Origin of the sequence: Candidatus Nitronauta litoralis (assembly GCA_015698285.1) — a bacterium.
GTDB classification, from domain to species: Bacteria; Nitrospinota; Nitrospinia; order Nitrospinales; family Nitrospinaceae; genus Nitronauta; species Nitronauta litoralis.
On the sequence record CP048685.1, the window covers coordinates 2,443,427 to 2,470,348 of the forward strand.

Annotated in this window: 19 protein-coding genes; all 19 read right to left on the minus strand. The window is 49.7% G+C overall.

The genetic code is table 11. The features are described 5' to 3' along the window. Window positions 1-34 precede the first annotated feature (34 nt). On the minus strand, window positions 35-565 hold the full coding sequence (locus G3M70_11135) for a HEAT repeat domain-containing protein (GenBank protein ID QPJ62392.1): 531 nt from the start codon (window positions 563-565) through the stop codon (window positions 35-37). Beyond that, on the minus strand, window positions 562-3,846 hold the full coding sequence (locus tag G3M70_11140) for a DUF4157 domain-containing protein (GenBank protein QPJ62393.1): 3,285 nt from the start codon (window positions 3,844-3,846) through the stop codon (window positions 562-564). Before G3M70_11140 ends, G3M70_11135 begins: the two co-directional genes overlap by 4 nt. 106 nt (window positions 3,847-3,952) lie before the next feature. Further along, window positions 3,953-4,375, minus strand: coding sequence for a hypothetical protein (locus G3M70_11145; GenBank protein ID QPJ62394.1), 423 nt, complete (start codon window positions 4,373-4,375; stop codon window positions 3,953-3,955). 19 nt (window positions 4,376-4,394) lie between these two features. Beyond that, window positions 4,395-7,682 (minus strand): hypothetical protein, encoded by a 3,288-nt coding sequence (locus tag G3M70_11150; GenBank protein QPJ62395.1) that lies wholly within the window; start codon window positions 7,680-7,682, stop codon window positions 4,395-4,397. Between the two features lie 34 nt (window positions 7,683-7,716). After that, window positions 7,717-10,005 carry a hypothetical protein gene (locus G3M70_11155; GenBank protein ID QPJ62396.1) on the minus strand — a complete coding sequence of 763 codons (2,289 nt, stop codon included), beginning with the start codon at window positions 10,003-10,005 and terminating at the stop codon, window positions 7,717-7,719. A gap of 77 nt (window positions 10,006-10,082) precedes the next feature. Continuing rightward, a complete protein-coding gene (locus G3M70_11160; protein QPJ62397.1) occupies window positions 10,083-13,691 on the minus strand; it encodes a hypothetical protein in 3,609 nt (1,202 codons plus the stop codon). Window position 13,692: 1 nt separating this feature from the next. After that, window positions 13,693-16,329: a hypothetical protein gene (locus tag G3M70_11165; protein QPJ62398.1), complete on the minus strand. Its 2,637-nt coding sequence runs from the start codon at window positions 16,327-16,329 to the stop codon at window positions 13,693-13,695. A gap of 9 nt (window positions 16,330-16,338) precedes the next feature. Next, window positions 16,339-16,713, minus strand: a complete 375-nt coding sequence (locus G3M70_11170) for a GPW/gp25 family protein (GenBank protein QPJ62399.1) — start codon at window positions 16,711-16,713, stop codon at window positions 16,339-16,341. After that, window positions 16,713-17,021 (minus strand): hypothetical protein, encoded by a 309-nt coding sequence (locus G3M70_11175; protein QPJ62400.1) that lies wholly within the window; start codon window positions 17,019-17,021, stop codon window positions 16,713-16,715. Before G3M70_11175 ends, G3M70_11170 begins: the two co-directional genes overlap by 1 nt. Before the next feature lie 12 nt (window positions 17,022-17,033). Then, the gene (locus G3M70_11180) at window positions 17,034-17,726 is read right to left on the minus strand and encodes a hypothetical protein (protein QPJ62401.1); all 693 of its coding nucleotides are present in this window, start codon (window positions 17,724-17,726) and stop codon (window positions 17,034-17,036) included. 13 nt (window positions 17,727-17,739) lie between these two features. Beyond that, window positions 17,740-18,873: a hypothetical protein gene (locus G3M70_11185; protein ID QPJ62402.1), complete on the minus strand. Its 1,134-nt coding sequence runs from the start codon at window positions 18,871-18,873 to the stop codon at window positions 17,740-17,742. Then, window positions 18,870-19,163, minus strand: a complete 294-nt coding sequence (locus G3M70_11190) for a hypothetical protein (protein QPJ62403.1) — start codon at window positions 19,161-19,163, stop codon at window positions 18,870-18,872. The genes G3M70_11185 and G3M70_11190 overlap by 4 nt, the downstream gene beginning before the upstream one ends. Before the next feature lie 9 nt (window positions 19,164-19,172). After that, a complete protein-coding gene (locus tag G3M70_11195; protein ID QPJ62404.1) occupies window positions 19,173-19,808 on the minus strand; it encodes a hypothetical protein in 636 nt (211 codons plus the stop codon). Window positions 19,809-19,894: 86 nt separating this feature from the next. Further along, window positions 19,895-21,067 (minus strand): DUF4157 domain-containing protein, encoded by a 1,173-nt coding sequence (locus G3M70_11200; protein QPJ63791.1) that lies wholly within the window; start codon window positions 21,065-21,067, stop codon window positions 19,895-19,897. 304 nt (window positions 21,068-21,371) lie between these two features. Further along, window positions 21,372-21,653 (minus strand): hypothetical protein, encoded by a 282-nt coding sequence (locus G3M70_11205; GenBank protein QPJ62405.1) that lies wholly within the window; start codon window positions 21,651-21,653, stop codon window positions 21,372-21,374. A 4-nt stretch (window positions 21,654-21,657) separates the two neighbouring features. Next, window positions 21,658-23,763, minus strand: coding sequence for an ATP-binding protein (locus G3M70_11210; GenBank protein QPJ62406.1), 2,106 nt, complete (start codon window positions 23,761-23,763; stop codon window positions 21,658-21,660). Between the two features lie 3 nt (window positions 23,764-23,766). Beyond that, window positions 23,767-25,101 (minus strand): DUF4255 domain-containing protein, encoded by a 1,335-nt coding sequence (locus tag G3M70_11215; protein QPJ62407.1) that lies wholly within the window; start codon window positions 25,099-25,101, stop codon window positions 23,767-23,769. A gap of 6 nt (window positions 25,102-25,107) precedes the next feature. After that, window positions 25,108-26,043, minus strand: a complete 936-nt coding sequence (locus tag G3M70_11220) for a hypothetical protein (GenBank protein QPJ62408.1) — start codon at window positions 26,041-26,043, stop codon at window positions 25,108-25,110. Then, window positions 26,040-26,909 (minus strand): hypothetical protein, encoded by an 870-nt coding sequence (locus tag G3M70_11225; GenBank protein QPJ62409.1) that lies wholly within the window; start codon window positions 26,907-26,909, stop codon window positions 26,040-26,042. The genes G3M70_11220 and G3M70_11225 overlap by 4 nt, the downstream gene beginning before the upstream one ends. Between the last annotated feature and the right edge of the window lie 13 nt (window positions 26,910-26,922).

Below are 26,922 nucleotides of genomic sequence, written 5' to 3' on the forward strand. Positions count from 1 at the left end.
TTCCCCAAAGTTTGTTCTAGATTTAATTCAGGTTTCAGCAATAATCCATCGCGATTTTAATTTCTTTCAAGACTTCATCAGCCGGTATTTCCGGTAGAGTCTCCATTTGTTTCAATAGGGAACGCGCTTCAGGCCCTCCTATCATTCCGAGGGAACAAGCTAGACGTACCCACTCGTCTGTTGTCATATCTGTTTTGTCTATCAGTGGCTTTAACCATGAGAGACCTTCTGCCAAACCCAGTCCGCCGATGACTTCGATAATGCCGGGCCGTGCGGATGGGTTGGTTAGCTGAGGACCCAATACCTCCAGCCAGTGCTGCGGGTTTCGCAAGCAAATGGCAGTCAAGGCCTCCGTCACTTCAAATTCAAATTCCTGCCAGCTTGCCGGTTCGTAGTCGTCCGCCTGAGGTGGGTTTATCAGCAGGTCCAGCAGGGATGGTACTGTTTCTTCCTGAAGTGTTTTAAGCCAGCCTAACCATTGAGTCTCGCGTTCCTCGGCACTGACAAAGGGGCCCAAGGGAGCAAAAAAATTAGCAAGTGTCTGGACTAGTTCGGTTCTATTCATTCTAGTTTTTGAATCTGGCTGTCGTCTTCAACAGTAATCTCATAGACCCAGGCCGTGGTTTCTGATCCTACATAATACCCAATACCGCCCGCAACCAGGGTGCCCACGCCATGGATCGCCCAGGCGACCGGCCCTGCTGCGTCCGCCGGGGTCCACACTTCCGCAAAAATGGCGCCCGCAGCGAGAGCTCCGGCCCAACCACCGGCCACGTTGACCACTTCTTTTTGACGATCTTTGGCAGTGACGATTCGATACGTGTCATTTGCGATGGCGACTACAAGCAAAATTTTCCCGCCAACGCGGAATGCTCCCCGCACTCGGCCTGCCCACTTCTGTTTCTTGGCAAGTTCCTGGCCTGCAGCGGTGAGAGTGGGATCTGCTTTGATCCCGTTTGATTTCATGGTATCAAGAATTTGCTGCGCTCCACCCTTGACACGAATATGTTTCATATCTCGAACGATGGTATAGCGCCCGTTGCGAAACCCTCCGCCCTTGCTCTTCGGGTGTTGGGAAAAGCGACTATTTTCGAGAATCACTTCCCCCACTCCAGATTTGGATTTGTGAACAATCTCCGCGACTCGATCCCACATCGCGTTTTCAGTTGCCTTGCGCAGATGATGCGATATTTTTTTGCGTGCCGTATTTGATAGTGGGGTTTTTGAAGATATCCCGGCCTTTTTCCGGTATTGAGCTTCCAGTTTTTTTTCCATACCAGGCTCGACCTCAGAATAAATTCGCTCGAGATCAGCACTCGTAATCGTTATTCTCCCGGCCTTATCAGTCAACTCGACTTTAAACTTGATTCCTTTTTCCGCTTTCTGTCCCGCGTAAGGGTCACCTTCCGTGATAAACCAGGCAACATTACCTTTCCCGGACCCGTATGGGTTTTTGCCTTCAGCAATGTTTTCCAACATCTTGATAAAGACATCGGGAGTGAGTCCTGCATTGGCTGGTTGACCTGGCGTGAGGCCGCGCGGTATAGCAGTTCCAAACTTGGGGTGATCATCTGTGATACGGCGGAGGATTTCGTTTTCAACGGCATCTAATAATCGTTTATCCCCACGTTTTGCCAAGGCCAGCCCAAGCTTATATTCTTCTTGCAACTCAGCGTCCGTCATTTCTTCCAGAGGAACCTTGGGTGGCGGCTCAGATCGACCTTCTGACTTATCGAAATTGGTGGCGCGTTTGTATGCTTCATTGGCCTCTTCTTCCTCTGTTTGTTCTGGAGCAGGTGGAGGAGTATAAAGCACGAGTGGGTCTTCCGGATCCTGCGCAGGGCGGACTTCGCCCTCTGCTGTCGCAAGGGGATCCGTAAATTCGTCGGTCTTTTTCGAATCGGATTTTGACGGTGGGGTCATTGTTTCGTCTTCGAAAAGATCACGCACTGGCGCAGGTGGACCCGGGAAACGTTCTGCATGGTTTGCTGTGATGTTGGAGTCGCCAAATATGCCGGAGGGAGCTTTTAGTCCACAAAGAGGATCATTCTTGTCACAATTTCTTTCGCGGAGTTTAATATCCTTGCGATCCCAGGCATCTGCGAGGCGTCGCAGCATGGAAGCATTTTGCGGTCGGTAGGGGTTGTTCAGTTTGCGGGCGCGAGCTTCAATTTCCTGGATCGAAAGTGGGTCGAGCTCTGTATCTTCACCCTTATCACTCGGGCTAGAAAGAGCCCAGAACTTCCCAAGACTTGGAGCATCGGAATGTCCTCGGGTCTTGAATTTTTCAGCACTTTCCTGTGTCCCTTGATGAACTTTGATTTTCTTTTTAAGGCCTTTATAAGCCTCGGGACCCATTACAAAAAAATCTGCCGGTATGGCCCCTTTTAGTCCGAACACGCGTGCGATATATTTTTTCTTGCTCTCGTCTTCCATGGGTTGTAAATCAAGTGGTAAATATTCCTGCTCCATGAGGAAATCGAAAGCCTGCTCCGGTGTTTTTAGAAAACTTTTTCCAATGGGAAGGGTTTCGTAACCTTGGAAGCCCTCTGGAGCCCAGGCGCGAGGCTGGCCTCCGAAAAAGGCGCGTAAGGCATCCAAAGCTTCTTGCGACTGCCCAAATTCACAACCCCTAACGATTACACTGGTGTCTCGATCGATTAACTCGGCCACCACTTTTTTCCTGCGCTCCCGGAATCGCTTGTGCATATTGCCCCGGAACTCTTTTTGTAAATCAGCCAGGTCCCATATGTTAAAAAAACGTTTGCGTTTAGCGTCTCCGCGCGTCAGCGGAATCTTTAGCCCTCCTGCAGCGTTGGCATGCGTTACTATAATCAACTCGTGCAGATGAGCGTCGCGTCCTTTTCTCACTTTCAAAAGGTCTTGGTAAAGCCGGTCAAACATTTGCTCAAAGCTGGTGCCTTGAACGATCTTATGCTCCGGATAGTAAGTCTTGATGAATGCCTTGGCGGCTTTACCGTAGTCCCCCCCGGCAAAGAAGAAAGCGTAATCCAGTTCCTGCACTTCAGGGCGGCTGGCGACGGCAGGTTTTGGGGGTTCCTGAACGGCTTCTTCTTCATCAGCAACTTTTTCTTCAGCTTCTTTTACCTGTCGTTGCAAAGCGGGACGCCCCTCACTTTGTTGAACAACATGTGTTAGCTCGTGTGCCAGTAACCGGCGTCCGGGTGCACTGGATGGGGCGTATTGGTTTTTTCCAAAAACAATATTTCGACCATGTGTGAAAGCCTTTGCCTGAATAGAATCTGTTGCATTTTCAGCATTTTGATCGGTATGAACCCGCACCCTTGAGAAATCTCGTTTGAAGCGGGGTTCAAAATAGGAACGGGCCTGCGAATCGAGAGCTTGTCCTGGAGAATTCAAGGCGTTCTTCACCTCGGGTGGAGCTATTGTGGAGTCGCCTTTGCTTTGAGAGACTTTTCGTTGGATGGAAGGAGTTTCTAACGAGGGTTGGGAGGCTTTGTTCGGGGGGGCATCATGAGGGTCGGCCATTTGTGAAATCTGGTCAGCGACCAGATCAGCTTCCTGTTCAAGGGAGTCTCCCGGAGTATCAGTTTTTAATTTGGCCTGGATGCCTGAAGGTTTTAATGCCTGCAACGCGACTTGATTTGAACCCCACGTTGATTTTGCGTTCGACCTGGACAGGGATGCGAGAGAGTACGACAAATTACTTCCGTATGCATCTGCTGGAGGGTTTAGACTGAGAAAGTTGTTTGATGGAGCCAGGTCAACCTTTTGTTCGTTTTCTTTTGGCTGGGATACTGGTTTTTCAGATTGAAAGCAAGTTTTTGAGGCAGGACGTTGGACAGTGCTCTTGGTTTTACTCATTGCTCCTTCCCTTCAACCTGAATACCCGGGAATAAGACTACAGGTAGGCGTTTTTCTCAAAATTAAAAAACCTCGCGGTATTAACTGCCCCAAGGTAGAAGATTAGTCATTTCTTTTTTCGGGATGTTTTTCGCTGCGCGGACGGTTTTTTTACAGTTTTCTTTTTGATGGTTTTTTTTGCAGTTAGTTTGCTCGGTGCCTTTTTCAAGACCGGGCCTGTTTTTTTCGGTTTCGTGACAACCCGATCCCCGGGGCTTTTTTGGGGTTTCGTGAGATCCTTTAAACTGATTTCTTTTTCAATTCTGATGAGTTCCTTGTCCTGATCCGCAATGGCCTGATCGTAACGCTTGATGGCTTCTTCTTTCTGCCGTTTCAGGGTTGCTATTTTTTCCTTAATGTCATCTTTGCGCCTGAGTTTTAGTTTCTCAGAAAAGTCCAGATTTTTTTCTGTTACTTTTTTGATGTCGATATTTTTTGTGGCACTATTCAGCCAGTCTCTCTGTTCCTTCAATAATTTTGCAATGCTCATGAAACCTTCTCCTTTTTCATTATGCCAACATGTTGAAATTGTTTTCAGGTGCCGGGAATTGTGGGTGTTGACTCGAGCCACTGGTGGTCACGTTGCCGATAAAAGGTCCGGGCATACCATTAAAATTGACTGATGAAATAGATCGATTGGTGGCTTTAATATGGTTTCCCATTACGATGCCATGGCGGCCGACGAGGGAAACCGTAGCCCCTGTAAAATTTGCCCCCGTTTCACCTCCCACGTTTTCTGAGGCGACGTGCATGCAATAATTATGGTCAAACGATACCCGTTCAAATCGAATAAAAAGGGTTGTATTTCCAAAATTTTGGGAGGCTTGGGCTAGTTCGACCAAAGCACTGCGCCCTGTTCCTATAAACTTATTACTGATGATCTGGATCGGAAAACCCAGGGTGAGGTTGTCGTTTATAGCTGCTTCCGCGAGTCCCCGCATTCTGAGAGCCCTGTCTTCTCGTTCTGGATCCCTCGTAAATGCATTGGTGTATGTGACCAGATTGCTTTCTACTCTGGCCTCCATTATGAATTCGCCAAATATGCCAATTGATCGCGTGGATATCTCGTCCTGGTCAGCAATCAGTCCTGTATCAATAATTTCATTTGATTCAATGTGAAGTTCACCGGCATGTAAGGCTACACCGATTCCGATAGCGAAGTTATTGTCATATCCCGCTGACGTGATGCGGTTGGCTATGAAATCGCATCTACCAAATAATTGTGACCCCACTGCACCAAAATTTGAAGCGCGGTCAATCCGATTCTCTGTCACCGCTGGAGTCCATTCCTGTAGAAGGGAAATGCCTCCACCGGTTTCCGAAAGAGAGTTTCCAGAAAAACGATTGAGTCGGCCTCGGATGGTATAAATACCGGAGAACATAAATCGTATACGGTTGTCTTTTACTGATCCATTGAGAACCCGGTTTAATCCAATTCCAAAGTTTTGTGAAACGGAATCGGCTGAAATCAAATTGGAATGGATAGTGATGTCTTCTATGCCCGTTATAATGATCCCGTGTTGAAATCCATAGGCCACATTGTCATTCACCACGGCACCCATGACTTCGACATTTTGTCCATCAATAGTGTCACCTACCTGAATTCCGATAGGGCCGCTGGGGTTATCGTCCGCGACATTTGAAATCACCATGTTTGCCAGTATCTGACAGCGCGATCCCGTCACTTTGATTCCGTTGTTGGCCTGAAAGAAATAAAAAACACGGTTATTTGAGATGGTTGTGAAGTCAGAAGCAACATCGATAATACTGATTCTGTCATCTCCATCCTGGGATGGAATCGACTTAGCTCCAATAACAAAATTCCCCAGAATCTGGGAGCCGGCAGACAATGACTGAGGAGGTCCGTCTGTTGTAATATTGTCATTCAGTACGATTCCATAAAAGGCACCGGTTAAAATATTTTCCTCAATGTGGCAGGGTGAGGGAGAGTTTTGAACCAGGATGCAAGCCACACCAGAACCGCCAAGGGTGAATTGCTCAAGCCCATCACGCAATCCCTGTGAAAGTTTGACTTCATTGTTTTTAATAGAAAGCATCCTACAAAAGTCCGCGGCCCAGATACCGACTTGTACGGATTCAATTACGCAACGTTCAATGGAGACATCATCCGAACGTAAAATTCGTATACCGACGAAGCTGGTTGGGATCTCGGCCCTGACCTGGCAATCTTCAATGGCAACGTCTACTGCACCTGCAATTAAAATTACGGCCTGCGGAGGTTTGTCTGAATTTACAGCTTCAAATTGTACTGAACAGACCCGTATGTTGGCAGCATCAGGACCAATTTGCAGAACCGGTGCAGCCTGAACGGATCGGACAATTGTTCCAGGGCTTTCCCCATGAATCGAGATCAGGCTTCGTCTTATTTGGATCGTGGAGGTGATATCGTGGGTTCCGGCTTTTAAACAGACACAACCCCCTTCATCAGGGAGCGAATCAATTGCAGCCTGGATGTTTTCACCGGGATGCACGATCACTGTGCAACACCCTTCTCCATCTGTTTGAGGAGGTCGGCAATCGTCTATGTCGGCATTGTCATCGCCAAAGTTGGCGATTGCGCCGAGCTGGACATAATGATGTTCAATTCCCCGGGGTGGGGCATCTGTTAAAACTTCGATTGAAGCTGTTGCAGTACGTGCCCAGAAGGTCCAGTAATCTCCAATCCTGAAATTGCCTCCTACAGGATCGGCGCTGAAACTGATTTCAATTCCATCTTCAATTTCGATGGGCCCGGCGTCTACTGTAATCAACCCGTTAGCGTCAATGGAGTTGGTTGTTGCCGTTTGATCCCAGCGTTTGATCCGGGTGTGCCGTTCAGCAAGTTGGGTTGAATCGTTTCCAAAAGGTCGGCCATTCGCAGTCACGTCTGTTTCCAGAATAATTTTACGATTGGCATCGTCGATGTCAAAAATGCGCGCCATCTCTCCGGGTTCTCCCATGAGCTCCCGGTGATCGTCTGTGACCTCGACCCAGTCGTTTATTCGAAACCGCAAGACTTCATCACGACCGATCCGGTTGACTGTTAAGGTTGCTTGTGCGCCTGCAACGGATATTTCGGTAACTGCAGAGACAATGGAAGCATTATCCCGAGACCATTTAAAAGTGGCTGTTCCAAGCGGACCCCCTTCGTGGACTTCAATACGATACAATCGATTTTCCAAACCCCGATAACCTGCAATCGGTGGCAGAGGACAGGGATCATTTGGGACCGTTGGTGCTACAGCATCGGTTGTTAAACGACCGGCTGAAGGTTCTTCACCCACCGGCAGTCCGCATTCGGCATCTTCTACCGCATCTACCTTTAATTGCCACACAGTTTGGCAGCGGGTTGTGGTGTCCGCCCCGCCCAACGCGGCATCAAGCAGGTCGGGGTCTTCAATGTAAGTGACTTCCCGGTCCCAGATATCAAGATAAGCTACCGAATCTCCATTCGGGAGCGGGGGAGGGTCTGGATAGAACGGTTGATTGTTATAAGTTGCGTAGTCTTCTTCGAAGGCTTCCGCGACCAGCCCGTGCAGGTATAATCTGCCGGGTTCAATAGACAGGTCGTCAGCAGGAGGACCACCAATCAGCCCGAGAAGAAAGGAGTCGGGTAGGGATAAATAGGGAACGCCTATGAGACCCAGTGCATCGGTCGATAAGGTGCGGATCCTGCGTCTCAGGATGTCGATTTCCTCATTCCAGTCGGAATCGAGTTGGACCCGGCCTTGTTGCATCAAAACGCCTGAATAACGTTTTACCGGGTCATAAGTTAATCGTGAATAATCGCCGCTCATGGTCTGCTCCTATCCAATTTTGCCGAGGAAATCCTCAGGTCACGTAAATGATTCCATATTCAAGGCCGAAGGGGAGATATTCCCCAAGGCGGATTTTCAAGTTTGATTCACGCTGCGGTTGTTTGAGGTGGCAATAAACTCCCATTTCGGAACCGTCCTCAGCGCCGGTTGCAATTTCCGGAGGCCCTCCAAGCGATAGTTGAAGATAGGCTGGCAATCCATAATCTTCCGCTGTGAATTCCGGCTTTACCCGGCTGCGCACCCTGGCGCGAACATCCTTCTCCTCCAGAGGATCCAAAGCCCCCCCGGTGTTCTTTTCCTCTTCAGCAATAGCAATTTTTTCTGCAAGATCCGGCTGACAGCGGTAACGCCTGGGTGTTTTCGAACCTGGTTGAATATAAGAAAACCGGACACAACCGGTTTGAATTCTTTCAGCTCGAATCAGGCCGTCGACGATTAATTCCGTGGCGAGATTTATCTGACGCACGTGTACATTCCCTCTCGCCGTTACCCGTTCAAGGTTTACGGGAGGGCCGTGCTGATTTGCTCCGGTACCTGCAATCGCGTCCTGTCCAACTCCATCGATAATACTGTCCAGCGCATAGATGCCCTGGGAATGGACCGGAACACGTAATGGTCCTGTAATCGAAAAGGCGAGTTCCAGACTGAATTCCGTATTGGCAGGGCTGCCGTCCGCTTTCAACTCTGCCGCACTTATAGAAGGGCCGGGTATCGCAGCAGGTGGAGCCGGTGGAGCCGGAGGTTCGGGCGGAGGACTTTCTGCGATGGAAACTCCTGGAACGACCGTTGAATGTAAGAGTCGCAGTCGACCCAATGAGCCAGTGACTTCAATCTGTCCTTCAATGAGCAGGCCACCAAGAGTGAAAGAGAAATCCTGCCGGTCGCCTGCCAGGGTCATGGGTCCGTCAAGTTGGAGATGGGGGCGGGTTTCATCTGCAGCCTCAATTACGAGAAAGTTGCCGCCTGCCGGTTGGGTATCGATGGCAATGGTTTCCTCATAGGTACGATTGTCCGTAATGCGGATGATCGTATCTTCGCCGCCGTTGGCCACCCATTGATTGAGGGCATCGTTGATTGTTGGAAAAGTGTTCGCTTCCCCAGAGCCATTGACTATCAATACAGAATCTGAAAGCTCTGTTCTGGTAAGCCAGGCGCGTCGCGCGTAGGGGCCCCCGCCGAGGTTGGCTGGGAAACCGTAGTGGTAGAACACTTCTATTTTGTTGGAAGGCAGATAATCCTGTCCCAAAGCCAAACGACCCAGTTCTACGTCGATAGCTATTTTGTCATCCGGTGGTTGAGACCAGGTAGAAAGGTTTCGGCAAATTACGTTATCAGCCAGTATAGGATCATCATCCACCTTTACATGAAAACTGGGTGCAGGAGCAACATTGAACCCGGTCTCCTGATTGAACAATCCATAAAATTCGGTGAAACCTGGGCGGGGTACCTGTAAATCATTGTAGATTTGCAGGTCCTCATAGAAACGTACGGGCCGTATGGGTTGGGGAACATGCAGTTCGGTTGCCAGACCTGTTTCATCGCCCTCGCGACGGTGTCTGCTGAATAAAGGAGCAGAGTTACCCAATGGGCTGAAGTGGTATCTAAAATCTCCATCTCCACCAAGTCGGCGGGGTTGGACATATTCCATTCTGTACGCATGGAGTCTCCACAGGAAAAACCCGATATTTTTTATATTATGCCAGCCCTCATGCTGACTGATGTGGCGGACATCTACCGTGTGTGCAATTTCATCAAAAGCACGGTCAAGTCGATCCATTTTTTCTATGGAGCGTAAGTCAGGGGTGCCTGTGGAATGTGGGCGGAGGTGATTGCGAATCCATTGATTCCAAATCAGAAGTTCAAAAAACTCCACGGCATGTGCCGACCAGCCGGTGACATCCCGGGCGAGTTCTTCCAGCATCGGAAGGGTGCCCTTGCGCCTGCGGTAGTATATAGTTTTGGCAACATCCGCTCGATTACCCAGCCCTATAGAGGGGCGAAGACTTGGGCCGGTAAGGTCAGGAAATAGTTCTCCTGCCGTGTTGCCATCACGCACCTGGTTTTCATCGAAAAGTGGAGTGGTGCCAACGAGATCCCCAATGTAGGGGATGACCCAGTTTTCAGATGTTTCAATGAACGCATTTTCACCGAGCTTCTGGATGTCTGTTTCAATGGCATCTGCCTGCTTTTCAATAATGCCCAAAAGGGCGCGCAAGGGTTCTCCGTTTTCAACATCACGTTCTCGAAGATAGACGGGAAGCAGGCTGTAAAGTTTGTCAGCATTCAGGTTTGAATAAGCCATGTCAGTGAATCCTTATTAAATGTTTTGAGTCACAAGACTCTGGCATCAAAGCTGCTGCACTTGAAATCTTCGAATATTTAAAGTTCATCATCCAGGCTCTCCACAACAGAAATTATCAGATCATTTTCCGGGTCCTCCAGGTAGGCCTGTTCTGCAGGCAGGACTGGAGGGGGGGTGTTTCCTTCGAATCCGTTTTTGGCGTAACGATCGATTTGGTTTGAATCAGAAGGGGTTGGTCGGGCCGGGAAAATCAAAATATGATTTTGCAGAGAATCTGCACTAACTCCCCGCACTTTCATTTCAATGGGAGTCAGGTCCTCATAATCTTTTAAATGAAAGACATCGATATCGACTGCAGCGGCACCCTGTACCGATTGAAGGGAAGCATACATCTGACTCGCATGAATCGATTTCCCAAGCAGCATATTTTCAAAGGAAAATAAATCCAGCGCTTTCTGGCGCGCTGATTCCAGCACAGCATCATGTTCGAAATCCGGGTGCCGGAGGACCTTGGCATGGAGGACGATAGGCACCTTGTTGAAATTGGCCAGAAAAAGCTGACGGTTGGGATCCCGCGAAGCATCGAGTGAGGTGAATAAACTTTTTAATGATTCCGGAGAAAGAAGAGAGCCTTCTGTACCGGCAACCGTCAGGTGAACGGCGCGTTCCAACTCATACCAGACCCAGGTTACGGAGGCTTTTGACACCAGACCGGAGGTTGTTGCGATATCTTCAAAGTCCTGCAGAGAAATCACGCGACCAAAAGTACGGACGGTTGATGGAGCCGTATTGCGGGCATTGTCCCGGGTTTCAGGATCTGCCCCGCCATCCGCATCAAAGGGGTTGGTCACACCTCGCAGGCCGACAGGCCGTTCAAGGGGCAGCGATAACTGATCGGCTTTTACCTTGCCTTCAAGTCCCAGTCCTTTCCGAAAAGTTGCCATGACATTCATCGGACCGGTTGGAAGGCGTGAACCGATGATGCCATCCCCGAAGGTCAACTCGGTTTCCCCATCGTCATTTTGACGCGCCGTGTAAATCCGTTCAGTTGGTGCCCGATTATAAAGGCTTGGAGTTTCTTTCCAGAGTTCTCCGTTGATTCGGACTTCAAGCTCGGCCTTGCCACCGACCGCCAGAGGGTTGGGGAGATAGGTCATGGGTGAATGGGGTAAAGTGAATTTCTGGAATTTTTTTGACGCATCACCATGGCCCAGCCGGAGATCGGCGTGTGTTTCCCCGTGGCTGGCTTTGGCTACATTGCCGAGCATTTCCGTTTCAGCAAAGGTGTCGGGAAGTGCAGGGAAAAAGTCCACCATCATATGGTCAGCCAACTGCCCGGGGATTGCATTGGCCGGGAAGGCCGTTGTTATGGTTGCCACGTGCTGGTTGAAGCCTGATTTCAGGATGATACGGCGACCTTTGGTGAGTTGCTCCAGTTCACCCGGCAGAGTTTTTTGCTGTTCCTCAGTCAATCGCAACGCCACCCGTCCGCCGTTTATTTCAGCAGGGTAGTCAAACTTTCTAAAGTCGATGTCTTCGGATGAGATTTGATAGATGCGGGTATTGCGGCGGTTGGATATTGAACCCAGGCCGTTTCCAAGGCTACTCCAATTTCCCCAGTGGGTACCCGTTTTTCGAATATGAACGAGTGTTCCATCCTCTCCACGTGCATAAACATGTATGGAATTGCCCACCCTGAGTACCGAGGGTGAGGAGGATATTCCTCCTCCAAAGGAGGACCATTCGCTCCACGTATTACCCTTTCGACGTATTTGCCATAACTGGTTGTCCGCACCTCGTGTGAAAATGTACAGACGGTTCCCCGCTACTTTGATCAAAGCCGGTTTGTCCTGGGAGTTTCCCCCCAGATTGACCCAGTCTTTCCAGACTCCGGACTTGTTCTTCCTGTAAATCAGGGCCCCCGCGTCGTCCAGGGCAACAACTTCAATTTCAAATGGGTTAAAAGAAATTGAAACAGGAGCTGTTGCCAGGCTTCCACCAAGGGACTCCCATTCTCCCCAGTTGGCCCCATCAAAATGAATCCACCACAAGGCACGGTCCGCTCCCCGTGCAAATACATCCATTTTGACTCCGTTGGTGGAAACCGGAGATGGTTCGGATGTTAAGTTTCCGTCCAGAGACAGGAAAGTTTGGGGTGCACCGGAAGTCACATTTGCAGTTATAAGATTGGAATTAGGACCCAGGGAAAAAAGCTGGATATTGTCACCATTCAGGAGAACCGGTTTTGGTGAAAATGAGATGTCTGGATGAGTTTCAGGTCCTGATGAAGAAGGTGCAGGATGGTGTTCGATCCAGTTTTTCCATGTACCATTACCATTAGGAATAGGGCCGGCATTCCAGACACGTTGCAATATTTTTCCATTTTTATTAATTGCAAAGATATCACGTTGTTTTAAATTTTTACTTGGTATTCCTTCAATGGACGAAGCAAGGTGGGTTTGACCCAGGTAGGCCCACCGAAAACCAAATATTGCGACTAATGACTCAACCGCTGCTCCTGTTCCGGATCTGGCAAAAATAGAATGACTTAAATCCGGGTGGGGAATCACCGATGGTTTTCCCCAGATGGTCTGGCGCAACTGGAGATGAGTTACGGTGTCTTCCATGACCGTGTGGTTTTGTGGTAGTCCGTTTTTTGATGTGTTTATCTTTGATGGTTTGTCTTCTAATTCGACCACAACTGCTGTGCGCAACCGGGGCGACTCTCCCGCCCCACAATCGACCAGCATGTGCATTCCGGGTTTGATGTCTTCGTAACGTGAGTCCAAGGGGTATTGGGTATTTATAATGTTGAAACTGGATTCAACATTCTGTTGTTCCCACTTTGGCCAGGGGTTGGCGGGAGTTCCGGGAATATAGACATTGGTTTTACCAGGGGCGTTGTGACCGAAAAACCTTAGCCTTCGTTCTAATCGGGCGGCGCGTGCCACCCCATGCCACAGTTCTTTTCTCTGGATAGGGGGAGAAAAGGTCAGCATCTCACCCGCTGGTGAAAGCGTCAGGCTATCGACGGTTTTTTCTTCAATGGTGTTCAGTCCGAATACGACCATTCGGTCTGAAAGTGTCAGGTTTTCCGGGCGAGATAAGACTGGACCTTGGTTTTGGCCTTTGGCAAAAACATTGAAGGGCATGGGTGGAGCAAAGACCGGATTCTGGTTTATTGCGCTGTGTGCCAGAATCTTTTCTATCGTTTCGAAGGTTTGTGGTTTTTCATCCTGCCCGGGAACACTCATTACTTTCAGTCCCTGGTGGATTCGGGTTTGTGCGCCCTTGTCGAGAGTGAACGCCAGCAGGGTTGTTGCGGCGAGGCCAGGGTGAAGGCGATAGCCGATGAGACGTGTCAACCTGAGGACGGAATCCCTTTCTCGCGAGGTTCTTAGAAAAAGTTCGTTGGCGATGCGTTCGTTGTAAAAAGTGAGGACATCACCAACGGCAGCAAATAACTCAAGAACGGTGATGGCAAAGTCGTCGCTTTCCCGTGTGCTCAGGGCAGATAGCGCGGGTTCACTTGAAATGGAATCGAGCAGGGCCTGGCGGAAGGTTGCAAAGGTGCCGAGGCGATAGGAAATATCCGGTAATCCCGGCCTGTTATTGTGTATGGCTGGTGCAGGGGAAACCGGCGGCAGACAACAACTGCAAAACCTGGGATCGTGGAGTTTGTCCATGTTATTGGCCTCCCACGGCGGTCAGGCGTAGCACACCGTTTTCCGGGAAATTGGGATCGTTGTCGAGTTGAGGAATTTCGAAGGGCCCCATGGGGATCCGTCCTTTCTCCAATTCATCGTTGGCATCAAACCAGTAACGCTTGAATACCTCGACTCGTGCAGATTCCACGCCTGGAATTTCTTCAATGGCGGCGTACAGTTTTGACAGGTAAACAGGGTCGCCGAAATTAAATTCGAGAAGATGAAAAAATCCTCGGGCCCCATCTGCAAATTGCTTGTTTGACAGGCGTTCTGAAACCGCACGCAGAATGTCGCCACGGAAATTCCCCGGTGACACACACAGCCTGATGTCAATCTCTAGTGGGACATAAATTGCAGCTTTGACCTTGAGATCGTAGCCTGCCAGTTTGAATGGAACCAGGTGGCTCTTGATATTTTTTTCAAAATCTTTTGCAAGCGTAAGTCCTCCGCCGGGAAGCCGGACCAGGTTCGATTCTTTACGTGGGTGAATTGCCACAAATACCGTGTGCCAACTACCTGTCCATCTAAAGCGGGCCTTGGCACCAGCCACACCTTCGTGGCGCATGGCGGCTTCCTGCCAGTCTTCAACGGTGACTGCGCGATACATTATTGCTCGGAATGCTTCCGGAGCCTGTTGGCGAACCTCTTCAATCGATTCGGGTTGGGTCCCCAGGCTTGCAACAAGTGGTTGGTAGACATTTTCAATAGCCGCAAAATTTTGAACGACTCCAGGATTTTCTGGATCTTGAAGTTCTTCAGGGGTGGGTTGGACAACATGGACTAACGATTCGCGCCCAATGTTGCCAGATGTCCCATTGCCTATGCGGTAACGGGCCTGCACCTGGGTGATGCTTTTTGGTCGGCGCCCGTATTGATCATCGCCAAAGCGCAGGATGGCCTGACCATTGTTGTCGACTTCTGCAACAAAGTGTATGTCATAGGGACCACTATCGAGTAAATTCGGTACCGGAGTCCACCATTCCTCATCCCCATTTTCTTCTTTGAGCTTAATGGTTACGGCAGGTTCTGCTTTATAAGCGGGTTGGAATAAATCATGCCTGCCCTGGATCAATTTCCCTTCTGAAGTGAAGCGAGGCGCATTCGGCATTCCTCCCTGGTGGGTCAGGGGAGCATCGGGCAAAGGCAGTAAGGGCAAAATGCGACTGGACTCTCCACCGGGTAAACCCACTTCACCGTTTTGCGAATCCCGTCGTACTGTTCGTCCATGGTCGGCAGGCGCAATATTTCCCCGTGCTACTGCCACGGGGCCGATGGGATCCCCATCATCGGCCTGGGCTGACAGGCATAAGGGAAAGTTCAAACCATCCACCTCATCCCAGGTCACCAGTTGCAGGGGCAACGCGGGTGGAAAAGGATCCCCTGGATTCGGGGGATTAAGACGGGGAGTCAGTTCTCCATTCTGAATTTCATTGGTGAATGCTGCATCGACAGTTTCGTCATTCACCGAAGTAATTCGTACGACCTGTCGATGGTCCTTGTCGGCATCCGCTTTTACTCCTGTTGAGGGGCTTAAAATTTCTTCCAGCAGGAGGTAATCACCTTCTTTAAAATTTGGTCTTTCTGCCGTTTGAATTGGTCCGTTTCCTGTTAACGCATAGAGGTACACCTGGGTTGTTCCCTTCCCGAGGCAACACAGAGTGTCATTCCAGGTATGAATGCGCAGTTCGTTGTGCAACGAGTCCACTTCTATCGGAGTCGTCGTTTCGAACAAAGTGGCTCCTGTCAGCGCCGGATCAGAATCAAACTGGGCGGTAACCGGGATGACAGCGGCAGGAGGAGCTGTTTCCCCAATTAAAGGGTGGCTGATTTTCGTTGTGAGCAGGGTTCCGGCGGGAACAATCCCGTTTGTTCCGTTTTGAGCTTCAAAGTGTATATAGGTGACGGCATTGCGCCCATTGTGCATGCGATAGTCAATGAGCCTGGCATGCCGGCGGGCTGAAATGCGATGCAAGCAGGTGTCGAGATAACTTTCGGTACCAGGACCAGCATCCTGAAAATAACTCAGGTAATCACCGGCATATGCCAGCAACTCGACAAGTGCCATTCCCAAGTCAGCAGGCAACCGTTCCTGCCAGCCGGGATTGCGTAAATCAATTAAATCGATCATCAACCTGCGAAAACTCTGGTAATCCTTAGCCTGATAATCCAACGCAGGTTCATCGTAAATTTCGGGTGGACAATCGGAATTCACCCGGCAGTCGAACTCAGTTGGGCAACCTGTCCGGAACCCGAACCTTGCCTCGGAACGTTCAAGGTCCATTTCGGGATGACTGACCCGCAATATGTAGTTCGAAAAATCACCTTCTTCACTGACAAAGACCGTCAATCGTGCAGGTTCACCAGGAACCGTATCGATACCTTCCACCTTAATGCCGACAACGCGTACACCCCCTAAAATTTCGAAATCGCTATCAGTGAGAGCCGGGGCTGCCGGAAGTGGTTTAAGAAAAGTAACCTCCAGCCTGTATTTAGGTCCCACCGCGTGTTTTCTAAATTCGACAAAGTCGATGCCATTCAGTGGGTGATCCGGATTTCTAAGCACTCCAGATCGACGCTCATCTTTACAGCCCAGCATTTTGTCTCTTGATACGACCATTTCGATTCCTTATGGAATGGGGTGGCGGAAAACATCTTCCCGTTTTTCACCGGTGTCGCGTCTTGAATAACCCACGCGTACTTTTAACTCAGCATCATCAATTTCAACAGTTACTTCCTCAACAGCCACTACGGGATCCAACCAGCGAATGAGGGAACCATGAACGAGTTGTTCCGTGGCTGCCGCAAGGGCATCTGATCCGGGTGCAAACACCAACTGTTTGAGACCACAACCAAATTCAGGACGGTTGACCCGTTCACCAGGTGAGGTGAACAGCACCTGGAAAATCAGATCCCGCACATGATCGTCTTCATTGGTAGATGCACTGCGTCCCCGCTCATCAATCGTGAAAGGAAAATCCGTAAAAGGTTTTTCTGTAAACATCACAAGCCCGTGGTTTGAATATCGTTCGGCGTTATATTTTTAGGTAATTCAATCGCCTCAGGTAATGCGATTTTGATGGCGTCTTTGTTTTCTTTAAGATGCCGGACCACTCCCCGGGCAATCGCAACAAACAAACGTCGCCGATCGCGAATGGATTCGTCATTCGAGTCCATACTGAGTCCATCGATTCCATCCATGACCATTAATGAATTTAACTCCTGCTCTATTGTGCTGGCCATGGAGTTAACAAATTCCGAATAGTCTGTCTTATCGTTATTCAGATTTCCTGGTTTCCAGTTGTCTCCCATTAAAAACTCCTTTTACTCTAGAAAAACTTTGAGTGACAGCAAAGCAGGTGTTGGCGGCGTCATCGGTGCAACAGGCGGAGCCGGAGTCACCGGGATAAAACCCGCCGCAAGTTCACCCGGGTGAACGTGGGAGTTAAACATGGTGACGATCTGTGTGAGATACGTCATCAACTGGTCTCCCAGAACTGAGGGGTGCGCGGCCGTCTGGCTTCCTTCCTGAATGAGTGGGCCGTCCAGCACCACCCTCGCTGCTCCCTTTACGGTTACCGTTCCCAGTGCACTGACTTCAACCTGGTTGAGTCCGGTTGAATCCGTGATGGTGATGGTTTGCAAAACATCATCCATGACCGCCGTCATTCCCATTTCGCTTCGCCAAATTTTAGTAGTGGGAAGTGGAGGACTGGCCGGGGGTGCCATTGGGGGCTCCGCTGATCCCCAGAAACAACCTGCCCAAATGGGCCTCGAAACATCCCCCGCTTCAAACTCGATCCATACCCCGGCCCCAATGGGAGGGAGCGAGAAAAATCCTGAGGTGGTTCCTGCATAAGGAACGCAGGGCTTGGCCCAGCCTGTGGGAACTTCTCCCAGTACCTCAGGGACAAACGCCTGAAGTCTGCCCAGGCTCAGGGGATCAACATTGTTGACAACTGTTCCGGCAAACTTACCGAAAACCCGATCTCTGGAATCTGTTCCTTCTTCTGCCATAAAATCTTTCCTCCTAAATAGCTGCGGCCAGTGGGTCTATAAATACTTCCGCTCCGGTAAGACCGACGGCATTGCGGTAAGCGGAGAAGCTTTGCGTGTAATCGTCACGTGAAATCCTGTGATTTACTGATGTGACATAGTACAGACCACTGTTTTGTCGTCCCGCACCCCGAACCAGAACCGGTAAGCCGGCCATTAGCGGGCGATTGTATTTGAGTCCATCCACTTCTCCATTTGCTGTGATAGCACGGCTGCTTTCGGTGGCCCGAGCCATGACCTTTAGTTGCGCCTCCGCTGGGTTGGCTGCGTCCGTTCCCTTGGGGCGTTCAATCGGGGGTGGAACAATGCGGAGCAGAGTGGGTTCCAGGCCCATTGGCAAATCGGTAGATACAGGCCCCACTACCGGGATCGGTGCCCGTGTGTTTGGGTCAACCGAGGCGGAAACCAGGGAAGTTGGTTTCAGCATGTCGTTAGAAACCGAAAAGCTGTTGAGATTGGTTTGGGTTCCAAAGTCAATGGAAAGAACCCCCTGGGGCGGTACAGTGATGAACGGTGGATGAAAGTGCCCGATGTCTTTGCCGATAATCGGGTCGGGTTGAATGAATACTTCGTATCCATGGCATTCCGCCATATCAAAAAGAATTTTCGCATCGTGAGTGCGCTGTGTGGTCGTTGTGTCCAGTATGGTCCGTGTTGGCGGTGTTGGTATGACCATGGGAATCATGGTGTACTTCCCGAAAATTGCAGTGGCGATTACGCTGTCCGGGGAGTTTGGCCATGGAAAAGGTTGCTGGATATGGGTCATGATTGTTCCAAGAGCATCCATTCCTACTACTTCAAGTGTGGAAGATCCCGGAGTATTTGAAGCCGAAACTTTGGAATCTTTTATGAAACCGTTGATGATTGTTTGGGGAATGGGCAGTCCAGCAGCTACACGAATTGTGATCGGTACAAGAGGCCGGAAAATATCAATTGCCAGGGCATCCAGATCGCCAAAACTGTTACGGCTGAGATCAAAGTGAAGCCGGAATATGGAAGCTTGTCCGACGGTAGTTTCAACTTCGATTTGCCGCAACGCCTGCATCAGCGGAACGGGAAGCGGAGCGAAGCCGACCTGAATGACAAAAAATGAAGGAAACAAACTCATCCGCCAAAACCTCCATCTGGACCTGAAATCGAAATTCGACTGCCTGGACTATCGGTTAAATCAACGGGTCGCTGGGTTTTGTTGACATCGCACAATCGCCAGAAATGCTCAGGATCTCCAATTATGTTGAATGCAACCAGATCTGGTCGGTCCCCTTCTTTTACCTGGTAGGACAGGCTTCCATTAACATCCGGAATGAATCGCATGCGCTTGTACCGAATCAGTCGACCTTCTCCTGTCTCAATTTCGGCATCTTTGACGGGCTCGTAGCGGCTTCCTCTAAAAAACATAAGCGTCTCCTATAAAGGTCCACTCAGGCCAGTCGGGCCTGCTACTGTGTTGAGTGAGGCCATGACTTCCTTTTGTGTGAACGATGCCATATAAACCCAGTACCCCGGGTTGGTGATGTCCAGATCGCGATAGGTCAGAACCTGAAGTGAGAGGTCTGCCTTGGCGCGAATCGGGTTGAGTCTCTGGTCAAATGCCTCTTCTTTGATGGAAAGGCTGCTGAGCTTGACTGGTAAAACGCGTTTTTCTCCCCAGACAAGAAAGGCGAGAGGAGCCTGCTCACCGAGAATGAACGCGCTTCCCGCAAGTGCGAGTGCTTCGTTGGCTATGACCGCCGGATAAGACGGGTACACCAGTTGTTCCAAGGCAGCGATAGCCGGGTGCAATCCGTTGTCGACGGTTAAGGGATTATCCGATGGCTTTTCCAGTTGATCGGTGGCATCGATTTCTACTGAAAAACTCAGGGTTTCCTGAGGAGGACCGTTGACCCGGTTCGCATCGCCCTTTCCTCCACCCTGGCCACTGCCTGCCTGGATGCTGCGCGATACCTCATCGGGGTTGTATTGGAAAATGATTATCGTCGGGAGAAGCTCAGGTAGTGTGTAGGAAACAATCCCTCCCTTTAGAACTTTTGGACTTCGTTCCATGCTCAAATCTCCAGACCCTCGTTGATTCGATATTCTTTCAAGTTGTTAAAAAAGTATTTTTGTTTCATTAGTTTTTTAAACTTTAGTTATGGAATTTTCGGACAACGCACATCAAAGGGCGTAAATCCCATAGTGTCAGCCGTAAGGCTGGTGAAACATTCCGGATTACGATGCCTTTTCTTTACATTTTCAGGATGACCTTTTCTATTAAACCGTGCGTGCATGACTTCATGGATCAGAGCACCAGCGAGTTGATCGTCTGACATACCCCAGAAGCCAGGACACACAGCCATTTGGCTCATGCTGGTTCCGGCGCATACCCAGGCCACGTCGTTAGCTTCACATTTATCCCTGCAATTTTCTAAATTAATGGTTTTGGTCCCCGGGCAACGATAAACAATCGGCCTGGATAAACGATTGGCCACACCAATAAACAAGTCCGAGGTAGAATTCATTTCGGATAAGATCGCTTTATCCTGAGTGGGAAACGTTTTATTGTTAAACCGGTTTCTAAACCTCTTCCCTTTGGCCGGCGCTTTGCCAAACCGTTTTGTGAATTTTTTAACATCCTTTGAAAAAAGAACGGGGTCTACTGAAGTTAAGGCCATCCCCAACCCCATGACCTGTGCAAAGACCCGGGCTTTCGCATCAATTTTTTTTAACCTGTCCAGCGGTTTGGAGGGGGCACTGTTAACGCTGGGTTTGCATTTGGAATGTTTGGATACAGTACGTCGGACAGTTTTTTGGCCGCCCCCTTTTTGCTGGACAACATGCGCCAATTCGTGTGCCAGCAGGTGGCGACCTGATGCTGAGTTGGGGGAGAATTGTCCTGATCCAAATGCAATATTATTTCCGAGAGTAAAAGCCTTGGCGTTTATGCTTCCTGCAGCTTTCTCAGCCGAGGAGTGCGTGTGTACACGAACATCAGAAAAATCACGCCCGAACCGGGGTTCAAAATAAGACCGGTCGGACTCCGACAAAGGCCTTCCTCCAGATTTAACAGAAGATGCTGCAGAATCGCCCGGACCATTTGAACAAGCCGAACAGGTTCCTCCAGAACCAGCCTTGGCCTGCAATTCTTCTTCTTCCTCTTCTTCCTGTCGTTGGATCAATCCACCCTCAGCAGGTTTGGCCTGCATTTCTTCTTCCTCTTCTTCCTGCCGTTGGATCAATCCACTCTCAGCAGGTTTGGCCTGCATTTCTTCTTCCTCTTCTTCCTGCCGTTGGATCAATCCACTCTCAGCAGGTTTGGCCTGCATTTCTTCTTCCTCTTCTTCCTGCCGTTGGATAGCAGGAGAATCTTCTTCCGTGCATTGGGTGCACTTGCGTTGAACAGAATTCATTCCGGAATTTGATAATGAAGAAGCTTCTCCACCTTTGACCACGGCATCAGCTACCCGATCAGCTTCGGCCTCTTGTGGGTCGTTGGCGGAACCTACCCGGACTTTCCTTTGCAACACCTGATTGCTGGAAGAAAGGGGAATGGTATTCGATGTCAGGTTCCTCGGGGAGTTTGAAACTCTGGGCTGAGCATTTTCATTTACTTTTCTTGCAGAACCAAATCTACCCATGTCGACCTCCGTCAGTTTGCATGGAGTCCTCAAGGGCCTTCTCAAACAAACTGGATATTTGCTGATCATTGGCATCCTGGGGAATTCTGACTTTGACTTTTTCAAGGTGAAGGTTCCCCCGCAGTCCTTGGCCATGGAACATTTTCCGGACAGCGTGTTCTAAACCTTTTGAGACAGAATTTGCCTTTTGGTTCGCTATGGCAGAGGAGCCGTGTCCTTTTATTCGAACTTCTCCTGTTTTAACGGATACCTTCAGCGGTGTTTGTTTCTTCATTTTTTTATATCCAGGGAATTCGGGGTTCCTTGTCCAGTTTGCGCATTTCAGATTGTGCCGAGCGTGCAATATGGCTCATGTTTACGGGAGCCCCTTCTGCGGCAGCCAGGAATGCAGCGTTGACTGCAATGACGACAATGTTGCCTCCTGCCAGTTCCAGTCGACCCAGTGCTGAAAAATCGAGATTTTCTGTTTTGGTTTCTTCGGGAAACGCACGTTGCCAAATAGCTGTTCTAAGTGAAACACTTGGGAATGGAATGTCGATTACAAAACGCAACCGGCGTAGGAAAGCGACGTCGATATGGCTTTTCATGTTGGTGGCAAGGATAGACAGCCCTTTATAGGATTCCATTCGTTGCAAGAGATAGCTGACTTCGATGTTGGCATAACGGTCGTGACTGTCTTTTACTTCGCTGCGTTTACCAAAAAGGGCATCCGCTTCATCGAAGAACAGCACTGCCCCTCCGGCTTCAGCTGCATCGAATACCCGTTTCAGATTTTTTTCCGTCTCGCCAATGTATTTGGAAATCACACTGGACAAATCAATTTTGTAAAGACCCAGGTCCAGTTCATTTGCGATCACTTCCGCCGCCATTGTTTTGCCAACACCACTGGAACCCGCAAACAAGACAGAAACTCCCCTTCCTCTAATGAGTTTGCGTCCGAATCCGCCACGATTATAGACATCAGAACGATGACGGACCTGTGCTGCTATCGCTTTCAGATCATGCATCAGATCTTCAGGAAGTTGTAAGTCCTCCCATGTAAAGCCGGATTCAATTTTTTCTGCGAGATCATCTAATCCACGACTCGCGATCTTGCGACCTGAAGACCAGTATTCAGAGGGATCATCTGTCTGCATGGTTTTACAAAGCGAGGCGATTTCTCCAGGGCCCAAGGCAAAATGCTCTGACAAGGCTTCGATTTCATCATGGGTTATGGTAATACCCTCGGCTAATTCCCGGGACCAGATATCCATCCGATCCAATGCGGTCAGGGCATGTAAATTCAGTAGAGGTAACCAGTCCGGAAGTTCGGGGTGTTCATCAGAAATCACAATGACAAGTGATTCAAGATATCGCAATGCATCTTCCGCAGCAGACAATGCGGTTTGTTTTTTTTCGTCAGAGTCGAATTTGCCTTGGGCAGATAAGTTGATCACCACAGCGGCATTTCCCAGAATGGCTTCACGCGACAAAACATTAAACTGGGCGCGTCTGGTGGCAAAATTTGGAGATAATTTGTTTGGTTTCATTTCAACCAGATTCATCCCGAATGTTCCGGCAAGCCGGGCCGCAGCCATATATTTTCCACAACGTTTTGGGCCCAGGATCAATGCCGCATTGAGTCCTCTTTTCTCGAGAGTCTGCGCTAATTTGTTTACCGGGTCCTGATGGCGAGTTGGGCAATGGCCTGCCGGTACCGGCCCTAACAAAGGCTCCACCGCCGAATCGCAGTACTCTTCACCAAAAAAGAGCCTCCCGATTCGTTCTCCCAGTCGAAAAGGTGCCAGCATACCGGTAGATTCAGGATCTGTTTCGATAAGAGCATATCTGCGTAAAGGGGAGTTGGGAGAGAACCGTTCGCGTGCCAGTGCTTCGGATTCTTCATTTCCGTTTGTGAAAAGAGCCAGCGCCAGATGAGGAGTCCCCTGGCTCAGGTTGGATCTATCGTGAGCATAACCCAGTAAAGCGCTGAAACCGGCCTGGGCAAATGGTGCAAGGCCCATCACCATTACATCTTCATCAAATGGTGAGAGACCAAAGGCTTTTGATAGACGATCAAGGGTGCTGGGTTCCCCTGTTTGCTCCATGTTTTTGCGTGCATTGTCAAAATTATTGCGAGCAGTTTTTATTTTCTCCGGGGTGGGTAATTTTTCTTCCCTTCTGAGGGATCGAAGAAGCCAGTCAGCGGCAAGATCGGTGATCACAGGATTCTCTGAGGATCCGTTTGATGGGGGTATTTCGGACCGGCGGTTTTGGATGTACTCTTCCAACACCAGATGAAACCATTCCAGACCTAGGCGAATGACCTCATTATTTAGCCGAACCCAGTTTTCGATTGCCTGGGGGTTCTCGGCGGATATTTGATTTTGTGTCGTTTCAGTCATGGGTCAAGGGTCTAGGTGAAAAGTAAATCCTGCGTCTCGACTGCGGGCACCATCTACCTGCACCGCAACGGGATAGGGTGGATCCCCTGCTCCCTGCACAGTTAAAATCCCCGAAACATCCGACACCGGGATTTGAACCTCGGTTGGCGTGGGAGCCGCCCATGGGTCGCCAACTCCAGGTTGTCGAATAGTCACTGCGGCATTACCAATGATGACTTCTGCAGTCTGGGCCTGGTTGTGCCAAAGTCGTGTCCCCTGGACTATGAAAATTGTTGCAAGCGGACCATTTGCGGGGTTAACCCCCGTGATTTGAGGAGTCAATTGCATTAATGCAAAGTTTGAGGAATAGCGACGGTTTTCCTGAACGTTGGTTCCTCTGCTTAATAAATCTCCTTCCACGCCATCTGCGGGATGCTCAGTCAAAACCTGTATCTCTATAGTTCCCGGTTGCAGTTGCTGCCCGGCGGGAATCGGACGAGTCGCAGGATTGTCCAGGTCCACCGGGTACTGGTTATCCGGAATATTGATACGAATGCGTCCCTCTCCGGAAGGACTGACACGGATCGGGTCCAGATCACCCAGTTGGACGTAAACCCGTTCAGCCAGCACATTTTCGCAAAGGAGGGTGATTTCGTCTCCGATACGCACACGGCCTTCGCCCTCCGGACCATTAGGTGCAGGTGTGACAAAGGCTTCCAGAATCACGGGTCGCGGTCGGACAGTGGCCATGATGCGGCGGGTCTCGACTGGTTGTGGGCGTACGCGGGTTTGCGGTGTTTGAATCTGTATCACTGTTGCCTCGTAAATTACCGACCGACGAAAATTGGATTCGGACAAGGCAGACCATACCTTGGTAACATCATCCAGATTCGATGGATGCAAAACAATTTTCAAACGCTCAAACTCGTTTGTCAGCAATGGGTCGAGTATGGGGTCGCCTATCTGGCCTGCATTTGTATTGTTGATAGTCAGTGTGTCGATCTGATTTCCGAAATCGTGTAATACGCGCATAGCATCCCCAAGTAAAGTTTGTGAATTGAGGTCTGCGTCGGGTTGGGTTTCCAGCATGCTGTGGGTTGTGATTAAATATCGCAAGTTAAGCGATAACGGTGGTCTGCCGTATGCAGCCGGATGCCCTTCCCCCGGAATTTCCTGATTTTTCAGTCCAGCGTTTTCTAAAACCTGAAACAGATAAAGGTTAACCCGTCCACTGTTTATCCCCGTCACCGCCACGTCTGGAGGGGCAATCGTCACAGTAGGATTGCTCACGACCATTCGGTCCAGAAGGAGCGTCCTGATCGTTCTACTGACCGCAGCCATTGCCGCATGCGTAGCCATCGGGAATTACCGACTTGGGTATCCGCGCCGGACGCGTGAATACCCATCAAACCCTCTTGTTCTCTGTATCGTGGGTTTTGGTTGTTGATTGATCCCCGGTTCCGGTTGAACGAATTCCACCTGAATTTGTCCAATGGAAATATTCACTCCAGGAGAAATTGTTTTTTCCGGCGACTCTACTGGTTCTGTTTTGTTTTCTATTGGTTTCAGGGCTTTTGTTTCACTCATGAAATCTGGTGTTTGTCTGGGTGTTGTTCTGCCTTCCGGTTCTTCTTTTTTTCTGGCTGTTGATGTGTTTTCAACGGCTAAATTATTTTGATCGTTATCTTGCGCTGCAACCCTGGAGTTGTGCTCCTCGATTACTTTAAAAAGCTGTGTGACAGGGTTTTCCCTGATTGATCCGGGAGGCGATGGGTTTTCTGATTTCTTGTCTGCGATTGTTTTTTGTTCCAGTTTTTCCGGAAGAACGTTTCGCGTTCCCTGTCGATCCTCTGGCGTTGCTTTGAAAATTCCTTCCTTGATAGATTGAGTTTTACCTGTCTCGCTTTCAAACGTTTCGGAAACCGGTTGGTTTGAATTGGATGGTGTCGTATTGTCTGCTAAAGGTGAGTCCTCATTCCGGGAAAGTGGGAGGGGGGCCTCCTGGTTTTTCATTTCCTGGTCTCCTGCATGCAGACTTTCTGCCGTCGGGAGCGACGCTGTTTTTTTTGAAGTTGGTTTGGGTTTTGGCTGTCGATGTGTTGGAAAGGCTGAAGGAGTTTCTATTCTTGAAGATTCAGATTCTTCATTCCCACTTGTTTCATTTGGGGTTGGGTTATCAAAGAATGCTGCGGTTTTCTTGAGTTCGAACCGGGAGCGTGGTCGCGGTTGAAACGTGACTTGATTGGGTTGCGGGTTTTGTCCTGTCCCCCGTGAAAGAAGACGTTGTATGAAGCCTGTCATGATGGCCTCGCTTCTGAATCCACGATTTCCAGATAGCGCTGCCGGCGCTCGAAGGTCAGGCCTAAAACTTCTCTTTCGCTCCAATGGTAAACCCGGGCCAGGCGGTGAACCTGATCAAAAATATCGTCCCCGTTTTCCAGTCTGGTGGAAAAGAGAGAGAATGCATCAAGAACGGCTGTGTATTCACGGCCACATTCAGGGCAATGGACTTTAGAGAAAGGATCACTTGCCGGGTCTAAACCGGACCAGGCACTTTCCAGATGGGGTTTCAATTCCTTCAAAAGGGATTGGTGTGGAATAGTATTTCCCTTTTGGTCGGAGATCTCCAGAATGCAGGCCTTGACCAGTTCCAGTTCTAAGTTTTTATCAGGCTTTTTTAGAAAACGACGCCCGATTTTTTCCTGGTCAAAGCCGGTAGGCATTCGAAAACGTATGGTCAGGGAATGGTCTTGGGTTGAGTCAAAAAACTGGAATGAGTCTTTCCGGTTTTCGGTTTGTTCCGGATGAATAAGGTTGCTTAGAGGAAGGGTAATCTCAGACATGGTACCGCACTCCTCAAAGGGACAGCGCGCAATGAGGTCTACTTCCTCGGAGAACGTTATGGAGTAGAGGGTAAACAAGAGGCGTTCTCGATCACCCGTCGTCAACTGCCGCACATGTTCTTCGTTTATGGGTTTAAGGGAACCGATGCTGTCCAGCAGACGAGTTAACAGGAAGGTGGCTTTTTCAGCTGGCAGCAAATGGGTAGGCGTATCCAGAAGGGCGGCCTCGTCTTCGCCCGTAACAGGACGCAAACGGGCAACCGTTTGGCGTTGATTGTTATGTGGCAAACCTGCCCACAACTCCACGTTTATCAACGAAGCCATCCCTCAATCTCCA

Coding starts and splice junctions, on each gene's coding strand:
- G3M70_11165 (QPJ62398.1), bottom strand. CDS start 16,329: ATGGTCGTATCAAGAGACAAAATGCTGGGCTGTAAAGATGAGCGTCGA.
- G3M70_11140 (QPJ62393.1), bottom strand. CDS start 3,846: ATGAGTAAAACCAAGAGCACTGTCCAACGTCCTGCCTCAAAAACTTGC.
- G3M70_11150 (QPJ62395.1), bottom strand. CDS start 7,682: ATGAGCGGCGATTATTCACGATTAACTTATGACCCGGTAAAACGTTAT.
- G3M70_11215 (QPJ62407.1), bottom strand. CDS start 25,101: ATGGCTACGCATGCGGCAATGGCTGCGGTCAGTAGAACGATCAGGACG.
- G3M70_11220 (QPJ62408.1), bottom strand. CDS start 26,043: ATGACAGGCTTCATACAACGTCTTCTTTCACGGGGGACAGGACAAAAC.
- G3M70_11170 (QPJ62399.1), bottom strand. CDS start 16,713: ATGTTTACAGAAAAACCTTTTACGGATTTTCCTTTCACGATTGATGAG.
- G3M70_11160 (QPJ62397.1), bottom strand. CDS start 13,691: ATGGACAAACTCCACGATCCCAGGTTTTGCAGTTGTTGTCTGCCGCCG.
- G3M70_11135 (QPJ62392.1), bottom strand. CDS start 565: ATGAATAGAACCGAACTAGTCCAGACACTTGCTAATTTTTTTGCTCCC.
- G3M70_11175 (QPJ62400.1), bottom strand. CDS start 17,021: ATGGGAGACAACTGGAAACCAGGAAATCTGAATAACGATAAGACAGAC.
- G3M70_11185 (QPJ62402.1), bottom strand. CDS start 18,873: ATGAGTTTGTTTCCTTCATTTTTTGTCATTCAGGTCGGCTTCGCTCCG.
- G3M70_11205 (QPJ62405.1), bottom strand. CDS start 21,653: ATGAAGAAACAAACACCGCTGAAGGTATCCGTTAAAACAGGAGAAGTT.
- G3M70_11155 (QPJ62396.1), bottom strand. CDS start 10,005: ATGGCTTATTCAAACCTGAATGCTGACAAACTTTACAGCCTGCTTCCC.
- G3M70_11190 (QPJ62403.1), bottom strand. CDS start 19,163: ATGTTTTTTAGAGGAAGCCGCTACGAGCCCGTCAAAGATGCCGAAATT.
- G3M70_11200 (QPJ63791.1), bottom strand. CDS start 21,067: ATGCAGGCCAAACCTGCTGAGAGTGGATTGATCCAACGGCAGGAAGAA.
- G3M70_11195 (QPJ62404.1), bottom strand. CDS start 19,808: ATGGAACGAAGTCCAAAAGTTCTAAAGGGAGGGATTGTTTCCTACACA.
- G3M70_11225 (QPJ62409.1), bottom strand. CDS start 26,909: ATGGCTTCGTTGATAAACGTGGAGTTGTGGGCAGGTTTGCCACATAAC.
- G3M70_11180 (QPJ62401.1), bottom strand. CDS start 17,726: ATGGCAGAAGAAGGAACAGATTCCAGAGATCGGGTTTTCGGTAAGTTT.
- G3M70_11145 (QPJ62394.1), bottom strand. CDS start 4,375: ATGAGCATTGCAAAATTATTGAAGGAACAGAGAGACTGGCTGAATAGT.
- G3M70_11210 (QPJ62406.1), bottom strand. CDS start 23,763: ATGACTGAAACGACACAAAATCAAATATCCGCCGAGAACCCCCAGGCA.